Origin of the sequence: Streptomyces sp. NPDC016469, assembly GCF_040632905.1 — a bacterium.
Taxonomy (GTDB): domain Bacteria; phylum Actinomycetota; class Actinomycetes; order Streptomycetales; family Streptomycetaceae; genus Streptomyces.
Genome location: NZ_JBEYCQ010000002.1, coordinates 61,667 through 79,229, shown reverse-complemented (window position 1 = coordinate 79,229; position 17,563 = coordinate 61,667). Strand labels below are relative to the sequence as shown.

Sequence of the window (17,563 nt, the reverse complement as noted above, 5' to 3'; positions counted from 1 at the left end):
ATCGTGTGAACCGCACCGTCAAGGTGTCCCGGCTGACGGTCCGGCACCGCCGCAGGACCGCCCTGGACGCCGTCGACCTCACCTTCGGGCCCGGTGTGCACGGGCTCCTGGGCCCCAACGGGGCGGGCAAGACCTCGCTGATCCGCGTCCTGTCCACGGCCGCCGCACCGGACGCCGGCCGGATCGAGCTGCTGGGCGCCGAGGTGGGGTCGGCGTCCGACCACCGTGCCCGGGCGGAGGTCCGGCGCAGACTGGGCTATCTGCCGCAGGAGTTCGGCTACTATGCCGGGTTCACCGTCCGCGAGTTCGTCGCGTATGTGGCGTGGCTCAAGGAGATGGACGGGGCCCGGGTGGCCGCCGCCGTGGAGCGCGCGGTGGACCGCGTGGGTCTCGCCGACCGGATCGACTCCCGGATGAAGACGCTGTCCGGCGGCATGCTCCGGCGCGTCGGCATCGCCCAGGCGATCGTCAATGAGCCGGAGCTGCTGCTCCTGGACGAACCGACCGCCGGGCTCGACCCGGAACAGCGCGTCGAGTTCCGCGCCCTGATGCGGGACCTCGGGGAAAGCGCGACGGTCATCCTCTCCACCCACCTGGTCGAGGACGTGGTGGCGGCCTGCGAGGACGTGACCCTGATCGAGGCGGGCCGCGTCGCCTACCGGGGGACGACGCACGAACTGGCGGCCCTCGGCAAGGACGGCGACGACCCGGAGGCGCTCCACGGCAGCCCGATCGAGCGCGGCTACACGACGGCGCTGCGCTCCCACCGGGCGACGGCGGACGCCCGATGACCCTCACCGAAACTCCCCCGCGGCGGAAGGCCTCCGGTCCGCCGCTCACGGCACTGCGGGCCGAGACGCGGCGCGGGATCGGCCCGTGGACCGGGCTGTCCACGGCGCTCATGCTCGGCGTGACCATGGCCGCGAAGGCCGACGACTGGCAGGGCGACTGGATCGAGACCCAGAGCCTCCTGCACTCCGGCGCCACCCTGCTCGGCGGCCCGCTGGTGGCCGCGGCGGCCTGCTGGCAGGGCGCCCGCGACCACCGGCGCTCCACCGGTGAGCTGTGGCGATCGACCCCGCGTGCCCGGTGGCAGCGCATGACGGTGGCCGCGCTGCCGCTCGCGCTGTGGGCGGTCGCCGGGTATGTGGTCGCGCTGGCCGGGGCGCTGGCGGCCACCTGGCCGTACGCGGGCGGCGGGGGCCCGCTCCTCTCGCTCGTCGTGGTGGACGGCGCGTGCCTGGCGGCCGTGGCGCTGCTCGGGTTCGCCGCCGGCGTGCTGTGCCGGTGGCGGCTGGCCGCGCCCGTCCTCGCCGCGCTGATGTACCTGCTGCTCGGGGTGCCGAACTATTCGGAGTCCCCGGCGCGGTACCTCGACCCGGCCGAGCAGTACGCGCTGTGGGACCAGCGGCCCGTGTGGTGGTACGCCCCCGCCATGGTGGCCTGGACCTGCGCCCTCGCGGTCGCCGCGCTCACCGCCGTCGCGGCCCGGCGCCGGCTCACGGCTCTCGTACCGCTCGCCGTGGCGGCCGTCGTCGCCCCGCTGATCGTGTCCACGGGCGACGGCCTGTTCCCGCACGACCCGGCAGCCGACCGCCTCGTCTGCACGGAGGGGACCCCCCGGTTCTGCCTGAGCGGGCGTCAGAAGCACCTGCTGCCCCAGGTCGCCGAGGCGCTGTCGGGGCTGACCGGGCGGCTGGAGGGGGTCCCCGGCGCCCCGAAGCGTTACGCCGACCGGCCTTCCGCGCAGCGCGCCGACGAGTCGAGGATGCCCACCCCGAATGTCGGCTGGTTTCTCCTGCGCGGGCGGCTCCAGCACACGGAGGACTTCGCCTGGCAGGTGGCCGTGCAGCTGCTCGGCCGGGACTGCCCCGGTCACGAGGCCGGCTCCAAGAGCTGGAACCGCGTGATCGCGACCGACTTCGCGGTCTCCGGGTGGCTGATCGGTACCCGTGCGGCGCAGGCGACCTACGTTCCCGATTCCCCGGAGCTCCGTCGCCTCGACGCCATGCCCGACGCCGAGCGCCGCGCCTGGCTCGGCCGCTACATGGCCACGCGCAAGAGCTGTGACCCCTCGGAGGTGCCGACCCTATGAACCTCCCCGCCCTCTACCTCCGCTCCCGCGCCCTCCCCCGTACCGCCGCCGCCGTCGCCTGCGTCGCCCTGCTCGCGGCCTGGTCCGCCCACTGGATCCAGGCGCAGGCGGACTTCGACCACAGCGCCCGCGTCCCCGTCCTCGTCCTGGCCCCGCTGCTGGTCTCGTCGGCCATCGGGACGAGCCTGTACGCCGCCGCCGACGAGCTCGACCGGACGGCGGTCCGGCGCTGGTGGCCCCGCCGGCTGGCGCACCTGCTCGCGCTCACCGTCCCGGCCGCCGCGGCCCTCGCGCTGGCCGTTCCCGGGCACCCGGAGGCGTTCGGCGCGCCCGGCATGGTGCGCAACGTCCTCGGCGCGACCGGGGTCACGGCCGCTGCGGCCGCCCTGATCGGGGCCCGGCTGAGCTGGCTGCCGATCACCGTGTACATCGGCGCGGTCTACCTGGCCGCGCCAGGGACCCCGGGCGGCGCCGCCTCCGTGTGGGCCTGGCCGATGCAGCCGGGGCCCCAGGCGGGGGCGTGGGCCGTCGCGACGGCGGCGTTCGCGGCGGGGGCGGCGCTCTACGCCGTGCGCGGGGCGCGCCGCGAACGCGGCTGACCGCCCCCCGTACGAACTCGCTGGCCCCCGCCCGCCCGCGCGCGACAGGATGGCGGGGACAGCGACCACGGCCACCGGAGATCAGCGCCATGTCCCACACGTTCGGCCCCGACGCCGACGCCCCCGTCACCCTGGACCGCCGCGAGGGACCGTACGGGGAGGTCGTCCTGCGCCGGCGCGGGGAGGACTTCGAGATCATCGCCAACGGGTGCTTCCTGATGGACACCTCCGACGGGCGCTCCGAGCGGCTGCTGATCGACGCCGCGCTCGCCGCGCTCCCGGCCGGCCGGTCCGCGCCCGCCGTACTCATCGGGGGGCTCGGTGTCGGGTTCTCGCTCGCGCGGGCCGCCGCCGAGCCCCGGTGGGGCCGGATCGCGGTCGCCGAGCGGGAGGAGGCGATCGTGGACTGGCACCGGCGGGGACCGCTGGACCGGATCTCGGGGCCCGCGCTCGCCGACCCCCGTACGGAGATCCTGACGACCGACCTCGTCGCGTATCTGCGGACGACTACGGACCGTTACGACGCCCTGTGTCTGGACATCGACAACGGGCCGGACTGGACGGTCACCGAGGACAACGACGCGCTGTACTCCCCCGCCGGTCTCGCCGAGTGCCACGCGCGGCTCAATCCGGGCGGGGTGCTCGCCGTCTGGTCCGCACAACCATCCGCCGCATTCGACCAGGCCCTACGGAATGCCGGGTTCCAGGGGGTACGGGCGGAAGAAGTGGGCGTTGCCCGAGGTGTGCCCGACGTGGTCCATCTCGCAATCCGGGGCGAGTGAGATCCCCCTGCGGGTCTCGGAAGCCCCCGAACACCCCGGGGCCCGGGCCGAGAAGCGCGTCGCCCCGCCCCGCGCGAAGATCCCTCTCGGCGGTCCGGCCTTGCACCCTGCGTAGCCGAAAAGCCTCCGCTGCCTCTACGCTGCTGACCGGTAGCGGGATCACCCACGAAATTCACGAGCGAAAACCGTACGTCCGGGGGAATGGCCTCCGTGAGAACGGGCAGGGGCGGGGCGATGGAACAGACACACACCACCCACAACGGCGTCGCGGCCACCCCGGGCGCGCAGCGCCGGGTGCTGGTGGTCGAGGACGACGCCACGATCGTCGATGCCATTTCCGCCCGGCTGCGGGCGGAGGGCTTTCTCGTGCAGACCGCCCTCGACGGCCCGGCGGCCGTGGACGCGGCCGAGGCATGGCAGCCGGACCTCATGGTGCTCGACATCATGCTGCCCGGCTTCGACGGCCTGGAGGTCTGCCGCCGGGTGCAGGCCCAGCGGCCGGTGCCGGTGCTCATGCTGACCGCGCGGGACGACGAGACGGACATGCTCGTCGGGCTCGGGGTCGGCGCCGACGACTACATGACCAAGCCGTTCTCGATGCGTGAGCTGGCCGCCCGGGTGCATGTGCTGCTGCGCCGGGTGGAGCGGGCCGCGCTGGCCGCCGTGACGCCGCGCAGCGGCATACTCCGCCTCGGCGAGCTGGAGATCGACCACGCGCAGCGCCGGGTGCGGGTCCGCGCCGACGACGTGCACCTGACACCGACCGAGTTCGACCTGCTGGTCTGCCTGGCCAACACGCCGCGCGCGGTGCTCTCCCGGGAGCAGCTGCTCGCAGAGGTCTGGGACTGGGCGGACGCCTCGGGCACCCGGACCGTCGACAGCCACATCAAGGCGCTGCGCCGGAAGATCGGCGCGGAGCGCATCCGTACCGTGCACGGCGTCGGCTACGCGCTGGAGACCCCCGCGCCATGACCGCGCCCGGAACGGGGCTGCGGCCGTTCTCGATCAAGGCGAAGCTGGGCACGCTGGTCGTGGTCTCGGTGTTCATCACGACCGGGCTGATCATGGTGGCCTTCCGCACGCGGACCGAGCTGCGGTTCATCACCGTGTTCTCGGTCATCGCCACCCTGCTGATCACCCAGTTCGTGGCGCACGGCCTGACCGCGCCGCTGGACGAGATGCGCGCGGTGGCCCGGTCGATCTCGCACGGCGACTACACCCGGCGGGTCAACGGCGCGGACCGGCGTGACGAGCTCGGTGACCTGGCGCAGACCATCAATCTGATGGCGGACGACCTGGCGGCGGTGGACCGGCACCGCAAGGAGCTGGTGGCGAATGTCTCGCACGAGCTACGGACCCCCATCGCGGCGCTGAGAGCCGTCCTGGAGAACGTCGTGGACGGGGTGTCGTCGGCCGATCCGGAGACGATGCGGACCGCGCTGAAGCAGACGGAGCGCCTGGGCCGGCTGGTGGAGACGCTGCTCGACCTGTCCCGGCTGGACAACGGCGTCGTCACGCTGAAGGCCAACCGCTTCGAGGTGTGGCCGTACCTCTCGGGCGTGCTGAAGGAGGCGAACCTCGCCGCCGCGCACCGCCGGCTCTCCTCCGGGTCCGGCAACCACTCCCGTACGGACGTCCATCTGCACCTGGACGTGTCGCCGCCGGAGCTGACCGCGCACGCGGACGCGGAGCGGCTGCACCAGGTGGTGGCCAACCTCATCGACAACGCCGTCAAGCACAGCCCGCCGCACGGCCGGGTCACGGTGCTGGCCCGGCGCGGTCCGCAGCCGGAGTCCCTGCACCTGGAGGTGGTGGACGAGGGGCCGGGCATTCCGGAGTCCGAGCGCCACCGGGTCTTCGAGCGGTTCAACCGGGGCGAGGTGGCCTCGCCGCACGGTCCGGGCAGCGACGGCGGTACGGGTCTGGGCCTGGCGATCGCCCGCTGGGCGGTGGATCTCCACGGCGGCCGGATCGGAGTGGCCGAATCTGCTCGCGGCTGCCGGATCCGCGTCACTCTTCCGGGGATTCCGCAACCGCGAGGTTGACATAGGGTTCGAACCGGAAGGGCACGTTCTGCGTGTTCTTCTCAGGGGGTACGGTCCAGGGGGCCGCTGCGGCGGCCTCGCGTACCCGGAGTGAAGCGGAACCATGCTTGTTTCCCGCCATTTCCAGCGCCGAAACCCGGCTTTCGATGTGACTTGCACGACGAAGACCTCCCCGGCCTGCAAGGAACGGCCACGGAGGCGTAGCCTTGATTCCCGCTGTCCATCACCTTGCGAAGCGGAAGAGGGCGGTCACCGCCGTGTCGTCTCAGTCCCCCAGTAACTCGAGCATCTCGACCGACCAGGCCGGCCCGGGCACCAACCCGGCCGCGGCATTCGGCGCCAATGAGTGGCTCGTCGACGAGATCTACCAGCAGTACCTCCAGGACCCGAATTCGGTCGATCGTGCCTGGTGGGACTTCTTCGCCGACTACAAGCCGGGCAAGACCGGCACGGCGGACAAGCCCGGCGCCGCAGCCGCGGGGGCTGCAGCGCCCGCGGCCCCGGCCGCCCCCACCACCGCACCGGCGGCCCCGGCCGCTCCGGCCCAGCCCGCCACCCAGGCCCCGGCCGCACCCGCCGCCCCGGCCCAGGCAGCGCCCGCCGCGCCCGCCGCGCCCAAGGCTCCGGCTCAGCCCGCACCGGCGAAGGCCGCCCCGGCTCCGGCCGCGAAGGCACCCGCCGCCAAGGCCAAGGCCGCCGCGGACACCGAGGCGCCGGCCGGACCGGAGTACGTGACGCTGCGCGGCCCGTCCGCCGCGGTCGCGAAGAACATGAACGCCTCGCTGGAGCTGCCCACGGCCACGTCCGTGCGCGCCGTCCCGGTGAAGCTGCTCTTCGACAACCGCATCGTCATCAACAACCACCTCAAGCGCGCCCGCGGCGGGAAGATCTCCTTCACGCACCTCATCGGGTACGCGATGGTGCAGGCGCTCAAGGCCATGCCGGCCATGAACTACTCCTACGCGGAGAAGGACGGCAAGCCGACCCTCGTCAAGCCGGAGCACGTCAACCTCGGCCTCGCCATCGACCTGGTGAAGCCGAACGGCGACCGCCAGCTGGTCGTCGCGGCCATCAAGAAGGCCGAGACGCTCAACTTCTTCGAGTTCTGGCAGGCGTACGAGGACATCGTCCGGCGCGCCCGCAACGGCAAGCTCGGCATGGACGACTTCACCGGCGTCACCGCTTCGCTGACCAACCCGGGCGGCATCGGCACCGTCCACTCGGTGCCCCGCCTGATGCCCGGACAGGGCCTCATCATGGGCGTCGGCGCGATGGACTACCCGGCGGAGTTCCAGGGCACCTCGCAGGACACCCTGAACAAGCTGGGCATCTCCAAGGTCATGACCCTGACCTCGACGTACGACCACCGGGTCATCCAGGGTGCCGCGTCGGGCGAGTTCCTGCGCATCCTCTCCCAGCTGCTGCTCGGCGAGAACGAGTTCTACGACGAGATCTTCAAGGCGCTGCGCATCCCCTACGAGCCGGTCCGCTGGCTCAAGGACATCGACGCCTCGCACGACGACGACGTCACCAAGGCCGCGCGGGTCTTCGAGCTGATCCACTCCTACCGGGTCCGCGGCCACGTCATGGCCGACACCGACCCGCTGGAGTACCACCAGCGCAAGCACCCCGACCTCGACATCACCGAGCACGGCCTCACCCTGTGGGACCTGGAGCGGGACTTCGCGGTCGGCGGGTTCGCCGGCAAGTCGATGATGAAGCTCCGCGACATCCTCGGCGTCCTGCGTGAGTCGTACTGCCGCACCACCGGCATCGAGTTCATGCACATCCAGGACCCGAAGCAGCGCAAGTGGCTCCAGGACCGGGTGGAGCGCCCGCGCCCCAAGCCCGAGCGCGAGGAGCAGCTGCGCATCCTGCGCCGGCTCAACGCCGCCGAGGCGTTCGAGACGTTCCTCCAGACCAAGTACGTCGGCCAGAAGCGGTTCTCGCTGGAGGGCGGCGAGTCCGTCATCCCGCTGCTCGACGCGGTCATCGACTCCGCCGCCGAGGCCCGCCTGGACGAGGTCGTCATCGGCATGGCCCACCGCGGCCGCCTGAACGTCCTGGCGAACATCGTGGGCAAGTCGTACGCCCAGATCTTCCGCGAGTTCGAGGGCAACCTCGACCCGCGCTCGATGCACGGCTCCGGCGACGTGAAGTACCACCTGGGCGCCGAGGGCACCTTCACCGGGCTGGACGGCGAGCAGATCAAGGTCTCGCTGGCCGCCAACCCCTCGCACCTGGAGGCGGTCGACCCGGTCCTGGAGGGCATCGCCCGCGCCAAGCAGGACATCATCAACAAGGGCGGCACGGACTTCACCGTCCTGCCCGTCGCCCTGCACGGCGACGCGGCCTTCGCGGGCCAGGGCGTCGTCGCCGAGACGCTGAACATGTCGCAGCTGCGCGGCTACCGCACCGGCGGCACCGTGCACGTGGTGATCAACAACCAGGTCGGCTTCACCGCCGCCCCGGAGTCCTCGCGCTCCTCGATGTACGCGACCGACGTGGCGCGCATGATCGAGGCGCCGATCATCCACGTCAACGGCGACGACCCCGAGGCCGTCGTCCGGGTCGCCCGGCTCGCCTTCGAGTTCCGGCAGGCGTTCAACAAGGACGTCGTGATCGACCTCATCTGCTACCGCCGCCGCGGTCACAACGAGGGCGACAACCCGGAGTTCACCAACCCGCAGATGTACACCCTGATCGACAAGAAGCGCTCGGTGCGCAAGCTCTACACCGAGTCCCTGATCGGTCGCGGCGACATCACCCTGGAAGAGGCGGAGCAGGCGCTCCAGGACTTCCAGGGCCAGCTGGAGAAGGTCTTCGCCGAGGTCCGCGAGGCCACCTCGCAGCCCGCGCAGCCGCACGTCTCGGACCCGCAGGCCCACTTCCCGGTCGCCGTGAACACCGCGGTCTCCGCCGAGGTCGTCAAGCGGATCGCCGAGTCGCAGGTCAACATCCCCGAGTCGATCACCGTGCACCCGCGGCTGATGCCGCAGATGCAGCGCCGTGCCGCCTCGGTGGAGAACGGCACGATCGACTGGGGCATGGGCGAGACCCTGGCCATCGGTTCGCTGCTGATGGAGGGCACCCCGGTCCGGCTCGCCGGCCAGGACAGCCGCCGCGGCACCTTCGGCCAGCGCCACGCGGTCCTGGTCGACCAGGTCACCGGCGAGGACTACACCCCGCTCCTCTACCTGACGGACGACCAGGCCCGGTACAACGTCTACGACTCGCTCCTCAGCGAGTACGCGGCGATGGGCTTCGAGTACGGCTACTCGCTGGCGCGCCCGGAGTCGCTGGTCATCTGGGAGGCCCAGTTCGGTGACTTCGTCAACGGCGCGCAGACCGTCGTGGACGAGTTCATCTCCTCGGCCGAGCAGAAGTGGGGCCAGACGTCCGGCGTCACGCTGCTCCTGCCGCACGGTTACGAGGGCCAGGGCCCGGACCACTCGTCCGCCCGCCCGGAGCGCTTCCTCCAGATGTGCGCGCAGGACAACATGACGGTCGCGATGCCGACCCTGCCGTCAAACTACTTCCACCTCCTGCGGTGGCAGGTGCACAACCCGCACCACAAGCCGCTGATCGTCTTCACCCCGAAGTCGATGCTCCGCCTCAAGGCGGCGGCGTCGAAGGTGGAGGAGTTCACGACCGGCGGCTTCCGCCCGGTCATCGGCGACGACACGGTCGAGCCGAGCGCGGTCCGCAAGGTCGTCTTCTGCGCCGGCAAGGTCTTCTACGACCTGGAGGCCGAGCGCCAGAAGCGGGGCGTCACGGACACCGCGATCATCCGTCTGGAGCGCCTGTACCCGCTGCCGGGTGCCGAGATCCAGGCCGAGATCGCCAAGTACCCGAACGCCGCGAAGTACCTGTGGGCCCAGGAGGAGCCGGCCAACCAGGGCGCCTGGCCGTTCATCGCCCTGAACCTGATCGACCACCTGGACCTGGCCGTCGGCGCGGACGTCCCGCACGGCGAGCGCCTGCGCCGCATCTCGCGCCCGCACGGCTCGTCCCCGGCGGTCGGCTCGGCCAAGCGCCACCAGGCGGAGCAGACCCAGCTGGTCAACGAGGTCTTCGAGGCCTGACCGGCAGCCTGTACGCCCGAGGGGCCCGTCCCGCGATTCGTTCGCGGGGCGGGCCCCTCGGCCGTGCCGACGCTCAGGTGACGAGCGGTTCGAAGGGCCAGAACCGGGGAGCCGAGCGCCTCGGACCGGCCACGAGCGCCCTGCGGCAGGCCTCGGCCAGCGGGTGGCCTGGCCCGAGCACGGCGTCGGCCCGGTCGCTGTTCTCCGGCCCCGGCGGATACGTGTCCGGGGGCAGCACCAGAAGATGGTTCAACTCCCAGCCGATCGCCCAGGGGTGGTCCTCGCCGACGGCCCGCGCCATGCGGACACAGGCCCGCTCGATGTCCCGGGCCCCCCGGTCCCGGTCCCCGGCCGTCCACCGCATCAGCCCCAGGTTCCCCCGCGTGCCGATGGTGTACGGGTGCTCGTCGCCCAGCATGCTCCGGTAGCCGGCCACCACCTGCTCGTGGAGTTCCAGGGCCTCGCGGAGGTCGCCCGCCTCCCGTTGCACGGAGGCGGTTCCGGCGCTGATCATGAGGGTGAGCGGGGCGTACTCGCCCAGGGTCCGCAGGGCGTCCCGCCGGATGCGGTCCAGGTCCCCGAGCACCGCCGGGGCGCCCCTGATCGCGTACTGGCACAGCGCCAGGTGGTACCGGCCGCGCAGCGTCTGCGGGGCGTTGCCCCCGAGCACCCGCAGATGGTGGTCGACCGTCTCCCGCAGCGCGTGTTCCGCCTCCCCGTACCGGCCGAGGAGCCGCAGGTCCATGGCGAGGTTGACCTCCGAGTACAGCGCCGGCGGCGCGTCCGGCGACAGCACCGCCCGGCGGAGTTCGAGGCAGCGCTCGTCCAGGGCGAGTGCGTCCCCGTACCGGCCGAGGAGCCGCAGGGAGACGGCGAGGTTGTTCTCCGCGTTGAGGGTGCGCGGGTCCTCGGGGCCGAGGAGCCGGCGGTCGCGTTCCAGGATGGACGCCGACAGCTCCGCCGCCTCCCGGTAGCGGCCGAGCCCGCGCAGGTCGGCGGCGAGTCCGCCGGCGGCCCGCAGATGGTCGAGGTCCAGTTCGCCGCGCTCGGCCGCCAGGAAGTCCGCGGTGGCGCGCTCGACCCGCTCGCTGTTCCGGTAGTCGCCGAGGGCCCGCAGGAGGTTGGCGTAATGGTGGCGCAGGGCCCAGATCCGGGGCTCGGTGGCGCCGGGGGCGCTCTCCCAGGACCGCGTCGCCACTTCGGCGAACCGGATGCCGCTGCTGTACTCGCCGGAGAGGTACATGTAGCGCAGGCAGTTGAGGACCAGCTGGTGGACCCGCGGGTCCATGCTCTCCAGGACCTCCGCCCATTCGAGGTGGGTGGTGAGTGCGGCGTACGCGGGCCAGTGGCGCGGATCGGAGGGGTCGCCCGGGTCGGCGGCGGCGAGCGCCCGGGCGGTTCCCTCGGCGAGGGCCCACCGCTCGCGTTCCGGTATGTCCTTGCGGATGATCTGGTGGACCATGCGGTGCAGGTGCACCGCCTCGTCGGCCCCCCGGGACTCCACGCGGATCACGGAGAACCGGCGGAGCTGTCGGATCGCGCTGTTCCACTGCAGCGGATCGCGCACGAGCCGGGCGAGCTCCTCGGGCAGTACCTCCGGCGGCACGGCCCTGAGCAGCTGTACGGGGACGGCGCCGGGTGCGAAGAAGCAGCAGAGGTGCAGCAGTCCGATGGCATCCGGGGCGGTCTCGCTCAGCCGGTTCAGCAGGATCGCCCAGGCGGTCCGGAAGGGGAGCGGGAAGTCGGCCGATACTTGGACGACTTCCTGCTCGGCGCCTTCTTCGAGCAGTCCGATGTACTCCTCGACCGGCATGTCCGATTCGCTCAGCCAGCCCGCCGCCTGGTCGAGCAGGAGCGGGAGGTCCTCCAGTGCCTCGGCGAGCCGGCCGGCTTCGGCGGCGGTGAGGCGTGGCGCCCGGCGGAGCAGGAAGGCAACCGACTCCTGGCGTGCGTGGGCGGGGACTTCGAGGATCTGGCCGCCGCGTTCGGTCCAGTTCTGGTTCCGGGAGGTGATCAGCACGTGTCCGGTCCCGGGAGGCACGAGGTCCCACAGCTCTTCCGGGTCGTCCGCCCCGTCCAGGACCAGCAGCCACCGGGCGTGCGGCTCTCCCCGGCCCAGCGCCTCGCGGACGGCCCGGAGCCGTTCCCCGTACTCGGCGCCGGTCGACAGGCCGAGTGCCGGGGCCAGTTCGGCGAGTCGCTGGCGGTAGTGCGCGCGCTGGTCGGCCGGCACCCACCAGATGACTTCGTAATCGGAGCCGTAGCGGTAGACGTACTCCGCCGCGACCTGCGTCTTGCCGATCCCGGGCATGCCGTGCAGGACCACACGCCGCCGCCCCGGCTCGGCCAGGTGGAACTGCTCGTAGACGGCCCACAGCAGCTCTTCGCGGCCGGTGAAGCGGGTGTTGCGGCGCGGTACTCCGCCCCACACGGTGGGCATGCTCAGAGGGAAGCGGGGTCCCCCCGGTGCGGCTGGTTCCGAGGGCAGCGGGTCGGTGGGCAGCCCCAGCCGGGCGAGGAGCCGCCGCTCCGCCTCCTCGGCGCCGACGCCGGTCAGGTCGGCCGCGTCGAAGGCGGTCGCGCCTTCAGGAAGCGGCAACGCCGTGACGCACACGGCCGCGAACCGGTCGGCGTGGGGCGCGACTTCGGAGCGCAGGGCGCGGTCCCACTCCTCGGGGCTCCGGGGACCGAGCTGGAAGTACCAGTCGCTGAGGATCGCCAGGACGCGCCCGGGCGCGAGCGTCAGGTCCCGCAACAGCTCCTCCAGCGGCTCGTCCGGCGCCGGGGCCCACTCCCGGTGAAGCACCCGCACCCCGCGCCGCTCAAGACGGTCCGCGATCCATGCCGCCCACGCCCGGTTGTATCCGGCGGAGCTGATGGTGACGCTCGCGTCGGGCTGCGGGGCGGGCGCGCCCGGGCGGGACGCGGTCACACCCCGTACCACCGCCCCATGCCCGGCCGACTCCGTGATGGCGCAGGGCAGTTCGGCCTTGCGCACCGAGGCGCCCCACTGGTTGAAGATGGTCAGCCGCAGCACCCCGGCACCGGCGGAGGGCCCCGCGGTGACGAGGAACGTCGCGGGTCCGTACGTACCGCCGAAGCGGTGGAGGACGAGACCGGGGTCCTCGATCGCCTCGCAGACGAAGTGCGGCGCGCCTTCCAGGGCGACGCTGAACGTCAGTTCCTCCTCGTCGTACGGCCAGGCGTCGCCGTCCGTGTCCCCGTGGGCGTCGAGGGGGCCGCGCAGGTCGACGCTGACGCACTGGACGAGGCCGGGCTCCACCTCGGAGAGCCAGCCCACGACGGGCTCGATCAGCAGGGGGCGTGCGTCACGGGTCATGGCCGCCCACCCGCCTCGGCCGGTACGGGGGCGCCGTGATCGCGCGCGGTGAGGCGCAGGGTACTGAGCGGATGCCCGTAGTACTGGAACATCAGGCTGTACAGCAGCCGCAGCACGTTCCGCTGCCGGTCCGCGTCGAAGGTGCCGTCGTCCTTGACCATCATCGGGACCCCGCCGCCCGCGAGGAAGGTGTCGTGGACCTCCGCGCGGAAGGCCCGGAGCGCACCGGCGACGGGCCGGTCGGGTTCCTCGGTCACGCTGTCGACGATGCGGCGGATCATCACCCGGGCCTCGGGGTCGCCGACCGCGCCCGCGGAGACGATGCAGCCGCCCGCGCCGTTGCGCAGGAAGATCTGCGTGAACCCGCGCAGATACTGCCTGCCGTCGCCGCCGTAGTCGAGGAAGCGCCCGGAATGGCAGGCGTTGAGGCAGACCAGGGCCTCGTCGCGGCCCAGGAGGCGCATGTCGAGGTCGTGGTAGTCGGCCCAGGTGCCGCCGGCCAGGGTCAGCTTGCTGAGTTCCTGGTCGAAGGTGCCGTGGCAGCCCATGTACACCAGGCCCGTGCGCTGTTCGGCGAGATCGTCCAGGTTGTTCAGGAAGCTCTCGATGCCGAAGTGCGGCCGGTGTTCGTACGGGTGGAAGAACTCCTGGTCGCGGGTCATGTCGGCGTGGAAGAAGCTCAGGACCCGGCCGTCGGGGGCGACCGGGCGGTCCGGGAAGTCGTCCAGCCAGCGCGCCACGTCCACGAGCGCGCCGAGCGGCCCGCCGCGCAGCCCGGCGCCCGGCTCCGGGGGCAGGTCCAGGGCTTCCCAGGGCAGCTCGAAGCCGGTCTGGTCCAGGACGACGATCTGGAGGGTGTCGCCGTGGACCCGCCGGCATCGGTTGATCCAGTCCGTCAGCCGGTGCTGGTACCTCGACCAGCGCCGGATGGACCGGAACAGCTCGGAGGGCGGGGTGCCGCCCCGGCGGGCGTGGCCGAACCCGATGTCCGCGGGCCGGAGCTGGTCGGGGCCGGTGGTGTACGGGAGGTGGTCGACGCCCGCGCACCACGCCTCGACCCCGAACGCGTCGGGAGCGCCGGCCCCGGTGTGGTGGCGCCCGACCCGGATGCGGGCGTACGCCGTGTCGGGCGGGCGGGCGGCGTCCACGGGCGCGGCGCCCAGGCCGCGTGGCTCCGGGGGGCGTGGTCCGGGCAGCGCCTGCGCGGCGGAGGCGACCACGCTCCGGATCAGCCGGAGCCGCCCGTCAGCCATGGTGCGCCTGCCGGTCGGGGGCGCCGGGGGCGTCCGCCTCGTCGGCCCGTCCGACGACCCCGCCGCCCAGGGCCTCGGCCAGGGCGGCCGGGAGCCGGGTGCAGGGGGGCCGGCCGGGGTCCACGACCACGCTGCGGAGACGGCTGCGGCCCAGGGCGCGGATATGGGCCGCCACGGCCACGGCGTCGTCCACGCCGGTACGGCGCACCGGGCCGTGGACCGGCCGGCCGCTGCGGCTCACGGCGAGCGGCACGTTGCCCCGGCCGTCGGTGGCGACGACCAGGAGCGCTTCGACCAGTCCGGCGCTGTGGTGCCGGAACGCCCGCCGCAGCGCCTGCCCGGCCAGGTCGAGCCCGTGGGCGAGCGGGGTCGCGCGTCCGGGGCGCCGGGCCAGCGCGGCGGCGATGCGGGGGTCCCGGGTGGAGCGGGCGGTGAACGCGCGGGCCCGGAGCTCGTCCGGCTCGCCCCCGCCGCCGACCTCGACCACGTGGACGGAGGCCCGGGTGACGTACGCCCAGCGCAGGAACGGTTCGAGGGCCGGGTACCAGTCCCAGCCGCCCCGGCACGTGTGGTCGAGGACGACGGTCAGCATCCGTATGGGCTCCGGGGCCCGGACATAGCCGCGCAGGTCCGGCGGGGCGATCACCAGCGGGCCTCCCGCGCCGCCCCGGACGGCCCGGTACTTCGCGGCCTCCATCGCGGTGCGGACCGGGGCCAGATCCCACAGGTCGCGGGCGCGCCGCACCCCGATGACCGGCCCCCGGGAGGCCCGCGCCCCCGCGTCGCGCCGGGCCGGCACCCGCAGCGTGGCCTCGCCGCGCCCCGGGCCCGCCACGTCCTCCGGGTACGGGGGGTTCGCGGCCGGTGACGGTCCCCCGGGGGCCGCCACCGGGCCGAGCGGCAGCGCGGATTCCGGCCCGTGCACGGGGACACCGGCTTCCGCCTCCTGCTCCGCGCCGCGCGGGGGCTCCGGGCGCGGCCGCGGGCGGCCCGCGTCCGGCGGCTCGGGCCGCTCCCGGTCCGGGGCGCGCTCCGGCCGCGCTTCGGGGCGGTGCGGGGTGCGGAGCCGGATCAGCCGCGCGGCGCGGTCCACATGGGCGGGGGTGACGTGGCGGGGGGCGTCGGGGCGGGGGGCGTCGGGGCGGGCGCCTTCTCCCTCCCCTTGGCCGTCGAGCCGGGACAGGGTGCGGGCGATGCGGGCCAGGGCCAGGGCGCGCCGGCTGCCGCCGCCCTCCTGCTCGTCCAGGAGGTCCAGCACGGCCGAGACGGCCTCGTCGGTGAGCGCTAGGCGGGGCCGGGGGGAGTCGGGTGCGAGGGCGGTGGCCCAGCCGGCGGGGAGCGGGCCGAGCGGGTCCGGTCCGGGGCGCGGTCGCAGGTCCGGGGCGGCGAGGCGCAGGGCGAAGCGGTCCAGGAGGTGCGGGGAGAGGAGTGCGGCGTCCTCGGACCGGCAGCACGCCAGCCATCGTGCGCGGGGCCGCCAGTGGTGCCGGATGCCGGAGTGCTCCAGGGCGGCGGTGTCCGAGCCGAGCAGCTGGACGGCGGCGCGCAGGCCGGGGACGCTGAGCCGCGCGAGGTCGGGGACGACGACCAGCCGGGGCCCGTCGTCCGGCTCGGCCAGGGGCCCGGGGCCGAAGGTGAACCCGATGCCTTCCGGACCCCGGTGCACTCGGGGGCGTATCCACAGGTCCTCGTCCACCGTGGCGGAGTCCAGCACGGTCCGGGGCGCGGGGCGGCCCGGCGGTCGCCCGCACGAGCGGCCGAGCAGCTGCGCGAACTCCCGGGCGACGACCGGCAGATGCTCCGGCGGGAGGTCGAACAGCAGGACTCCGGCGAGCGAGGGTTCGAGCGCGGCGGAGACGAGCACGGTGAGCAGGCGCCGGAGGGCCCCGTCCGGCTCCTCCGGCTCCTCGTCCCACGTCGTACGCGCCGGTATCCGCATGTCAGCCGAAGAGCTCGTCGAGCGCGGATTCCTCTTCCTGCCCCCAGGCCGGCTCGGGTCCGTGCACCGAATCGGGCCTGCGGTGGCGCAGGGCGAGCGGCACCACCCGGCGTACGTGGGAACGCTCCACGGACCGGGCGCCGTCCCTCGCGGCGAGCGCGCGGGCCGCCTTGGCCACCAGCAGGTCGCCCCGCTGGCCGACGGCCCCGATGCGGGCGGCGGCCTCGGCGCAGAGCCTGCTGGTGTCCGGATCCAGCCGGACCGCGGTCAGCCGTTCCCGGGCGGCGGTCAGGGCGTCCCGCAGGCCTCTGTTGTCGTCCTCGGCGGCCCGTGACCAGGCGGAGCCGGCGACGAGGCGTTCCTCCTCGAAGGCGAGCACGGTGGTGATCATCCGGTGCCGCTCCTCGATGTCCAGCTCGGCGGCGGTCACCATCAGCCCGAACCGGTCGAGCAGCTGGGCCCGCAGGCTGCCCTCCTCGGGGTTCATCGTGCCGACGAGCCCGAACGAGACATGGGCCTCGGTGTCGATGCCCTCCCGCTGCACGGACAGGACACCGGTGGAGACGACGTCGAGGATGATGTTGACGATGTGGTCGTCCAGGAGGTTGACCTCGTCGACGTACAGCAGCCCCTTCTCGTGCGCCTCCTCCAGGAGGCCGGGCTGCCGTCGCGCCTCCCCGTGCATCAGGGCATCCAGCTCCCAGCCGCCGAGCACCCGGTCGTCGGTCGCGTTGATCGGCAGGGTCACGGGCAGGCACCCGCCGGTCATCAGCGCGAAGGCCCGCACCACGGTGGACTTGGCCGTGCCGCGCCGGCCCGCGATGAGGACGCCGCCGATGGACGGTGCGATGAAGTTCAGCTCCAGGGCCAGCTTCAGCTCGTCCTGCCCGACGATGCGGCTGTACGGGAGGATCGGCGCGGGTAACGCCTCGGCCGCCGCGTCGCTCACGTGGGGTCCACCACCGTGGACACCCGCTCCTCACGTCCCGGCTGCCAGCGGAAGGTGACCTGGATCTGCGCCTCCGCCCCGGCCTTCACCACGGCCGCCATCCCCGCCTCGAAGGTGATGCCGACCTGGAGCTCGACCTCGTCGGGCCGCAGCCCGTCCCCGAGGTCGCCCAGCCTGCGCATCGCCTGGGAGGCGCAGCGCCGGGCGAGGTCGAGGCCGTCCCCGTACAGATCGTGCGCCGCCCCGAGGGCCCGGCGTCCGGCCCCGGCACCGTCCCGGGTGTCCTCGCTCCCGTAGAGCGAGTCCGCGTCGGTGACGGGCACCCCGGCGGCGGCGAACGCGTCGGCGTCCACGACCACCGGGATGGGGGCGTCCTCGCCCGGTGCGGGTGAACCCACTACAACGGCCATCATTGCCCCCCGGTGCGCCCAACTATGCTGTGCGGCAAGGCTACTGACTTGGCATTACCTCCGCCA

12 protein-coding genes are annotated in these 17,563 nt (G+C 73.4%); 7 read left to right on the top strand and 5 right to left on the bottom strand.

From position 1 onward, the window contains the following. Positions 1 to 5 precede the first annotated feature (5 nt). The 7 genes from ABZ565_RS02355 (at position 6) to ABZ565_RS02325 (ending at position 9,606) form a co-directional block, all read left to right on the top strand. Positions 6 to 791 carry an ATP-binding cassette domain-containing protein gene (locus ABZ565_RS02355; RefSeq protein WP_361019476.1) on the top strand — a complete coding sequence of 262 codons (786 nt, stop codon included), beginning with the start codon at positions 6 to 8 and terminating at the stop codon, positions 789 to 791. Beyond that, the gene (locus ABZ565_RS02350; protein WP_361019473.1) at positions 788 to 2,095 is read left to right on the top strand and encodes a hypothetical protein; all 1,308 of its coding nucleotides are present in this window, start codon (positions 788 to 790) and stop codon (positions 2,093 to 2,095) included. The genes ABZ565_RS02355 and ABZ565_RS02350 overlap by 4 nt, the downstream gene beginning before the upstream one ends. Continuing rightward, complete coding sequence (locus tag ABZ565_RS02345) at positions 2,092 to 2,694, top strand: hypothetical protein (protein ID WP_361019470.1); 603 nt, start codon at positions 2,092 to 2,094, stop codon at positions 2,692 to 2,694. Before ABZ565_RS02350 ends, ABZ565_RS02345 begins: the two co-directional genes overlap by 4 nt. A gap of 89 nt (positions 2,695 to 2,783) precedes the next feature. Next, on the top strand, positions 2,784 to 3,476 hold the full coding sequence (locus ABZ565_RS02340) for a spermidine synthase (RefSeq protein ID WP_361019468.1): 693 nt from the start codon (positions 2,784 to 2,786) through the stop codon (positions 3,474 to 3,476). A gap of 234 nt (positions 3,477 to 3,710) precedes the next feature. Next, positions 3,711 to 4,448, top strand: coding sequence for a response regulator transcription factor (locus tag ABZ565_RS02335; RefSeq protein WP_014154105.1), 738 nt, complete (start codon positions 3,711 to 3,713; stop codon positions 4,446 to 4,448). After that, positions 4,445 to 5,521 (top strand): HAMP domain-containing sensor histidine kinase, encoded by a 1,077-nt coding sequence (locus ABZ565_RS02330; RefSeq protein WP_361019465.1) that lies wholly within the window; start codon positions 4,445 to 4,447, stop codon positions 5,519 to 5,521. The genes ABZ565_RS02335 and ABZ565_RS02330 overlap by 4 nt, the downstream gene beginning before the upstream one ends. A 257-nt stretch (positions 5,522 to 5,778) precedes the next feature. Beyond that, a complete protein-coding gene (locus ABZ565_RS02325; RefSeq protein WP_361019462.1) occupies positions 5,779 to 9,606 on the top strand; it encodes a multifunctional oxoglutarate decarboxylase/oxoglutarate dehydrogenase thiamine pyrophosphate-binding subunit/dihydrolipoyllysine-residue succinyltransferase subunit in 3,828 nt (1,275 codons plus the stop codon). A gap of 73 nt (positions 9,607 to 9,679) precedes the next feature. Here ABZ565_RS02325 and fxsT read toward each other — a convergent pair whose 3' ends face one another. The 5 genes from fxsT to ABZ565_RS02300 are packed head-to-tail and all read right to left on the bottom strand — an operon-like array spanning position 9,680 to position 17,485. Next, positions 9,680 to 12,946 carry an FxSxx-COOH system tetratricopeptide repeat protein gene (fxsT, locus tag ABZ565_RS02320; RefSeq protein ID WP_361019460.1) on the bottom strand — a complete coding sequence of 1,089 codons (3,267 nt, stop codon included), beginning with the start codon at positions 12,944 to 12,946 and terminating at the stop codon, positions 9,680 to 9,682. Next, the gene (locus ABZ565_RS02315) at positions 12,943 to 14,199 is read right to left on the bottom strand and encodes a CHAT domain-containing protein (protein WP_361019459.1); all 1,257 of its coding nucleotides are present in this window, start codon (positions 14,197 to 14,199) and stop codon (positions 12,943 to 12,945) included. The genes fxsT and ABZ565_RS02315 overlap by 4 nt, the downstream gene beginning before the upstream one ends. Beyond that, on the bottom strand, positions 14,192 to 16,138 hold the full coding sequence (locus ABZ565_RS02310; protein ID WP_361019457.1) for a hypothetical protein: 1,947 nt from the start codon (positions 16,136 to 16,138) through the stop codon (positions 14,192 to 14,194). The genes ABZ565_RS02315 and ABZ565_RS02310 overlap by 8 nt, the downstream gene beginning before the upstream one ends. A 1-nt stretch (position 16,139) precedes the next feature. Next, positions 16,140 to 17,087 (bottom strand): AAA family ATPase, encoded by a 948-nt coding sequence (locus ABZ565_RS02305; protein ID WP_361019454.1) that lies wholly within the window; start codon positions 17,085 to 17,087, stop codon positions 16,140 to 16,142. Further along, positions 17,084 to 17,485 (bottom strand): CU044_2847 family protein, encoded by a 402-nt coding sequence (locus tag ABZ565_RS02300; RefSeq protein WP_361019451.1) that lies wholly within the window; start codon positions 17,483 to 17,485, stop codon positions 17,084 to 17,086. The genes ABZ565_RS02305 and ABZ565_RS02300 overlap by 4 nt, the downstream gene beginning before the upstream one ends. Between the last annotated feature and the right edge of the window lie 78 nt (positions 17,486 to 17,563).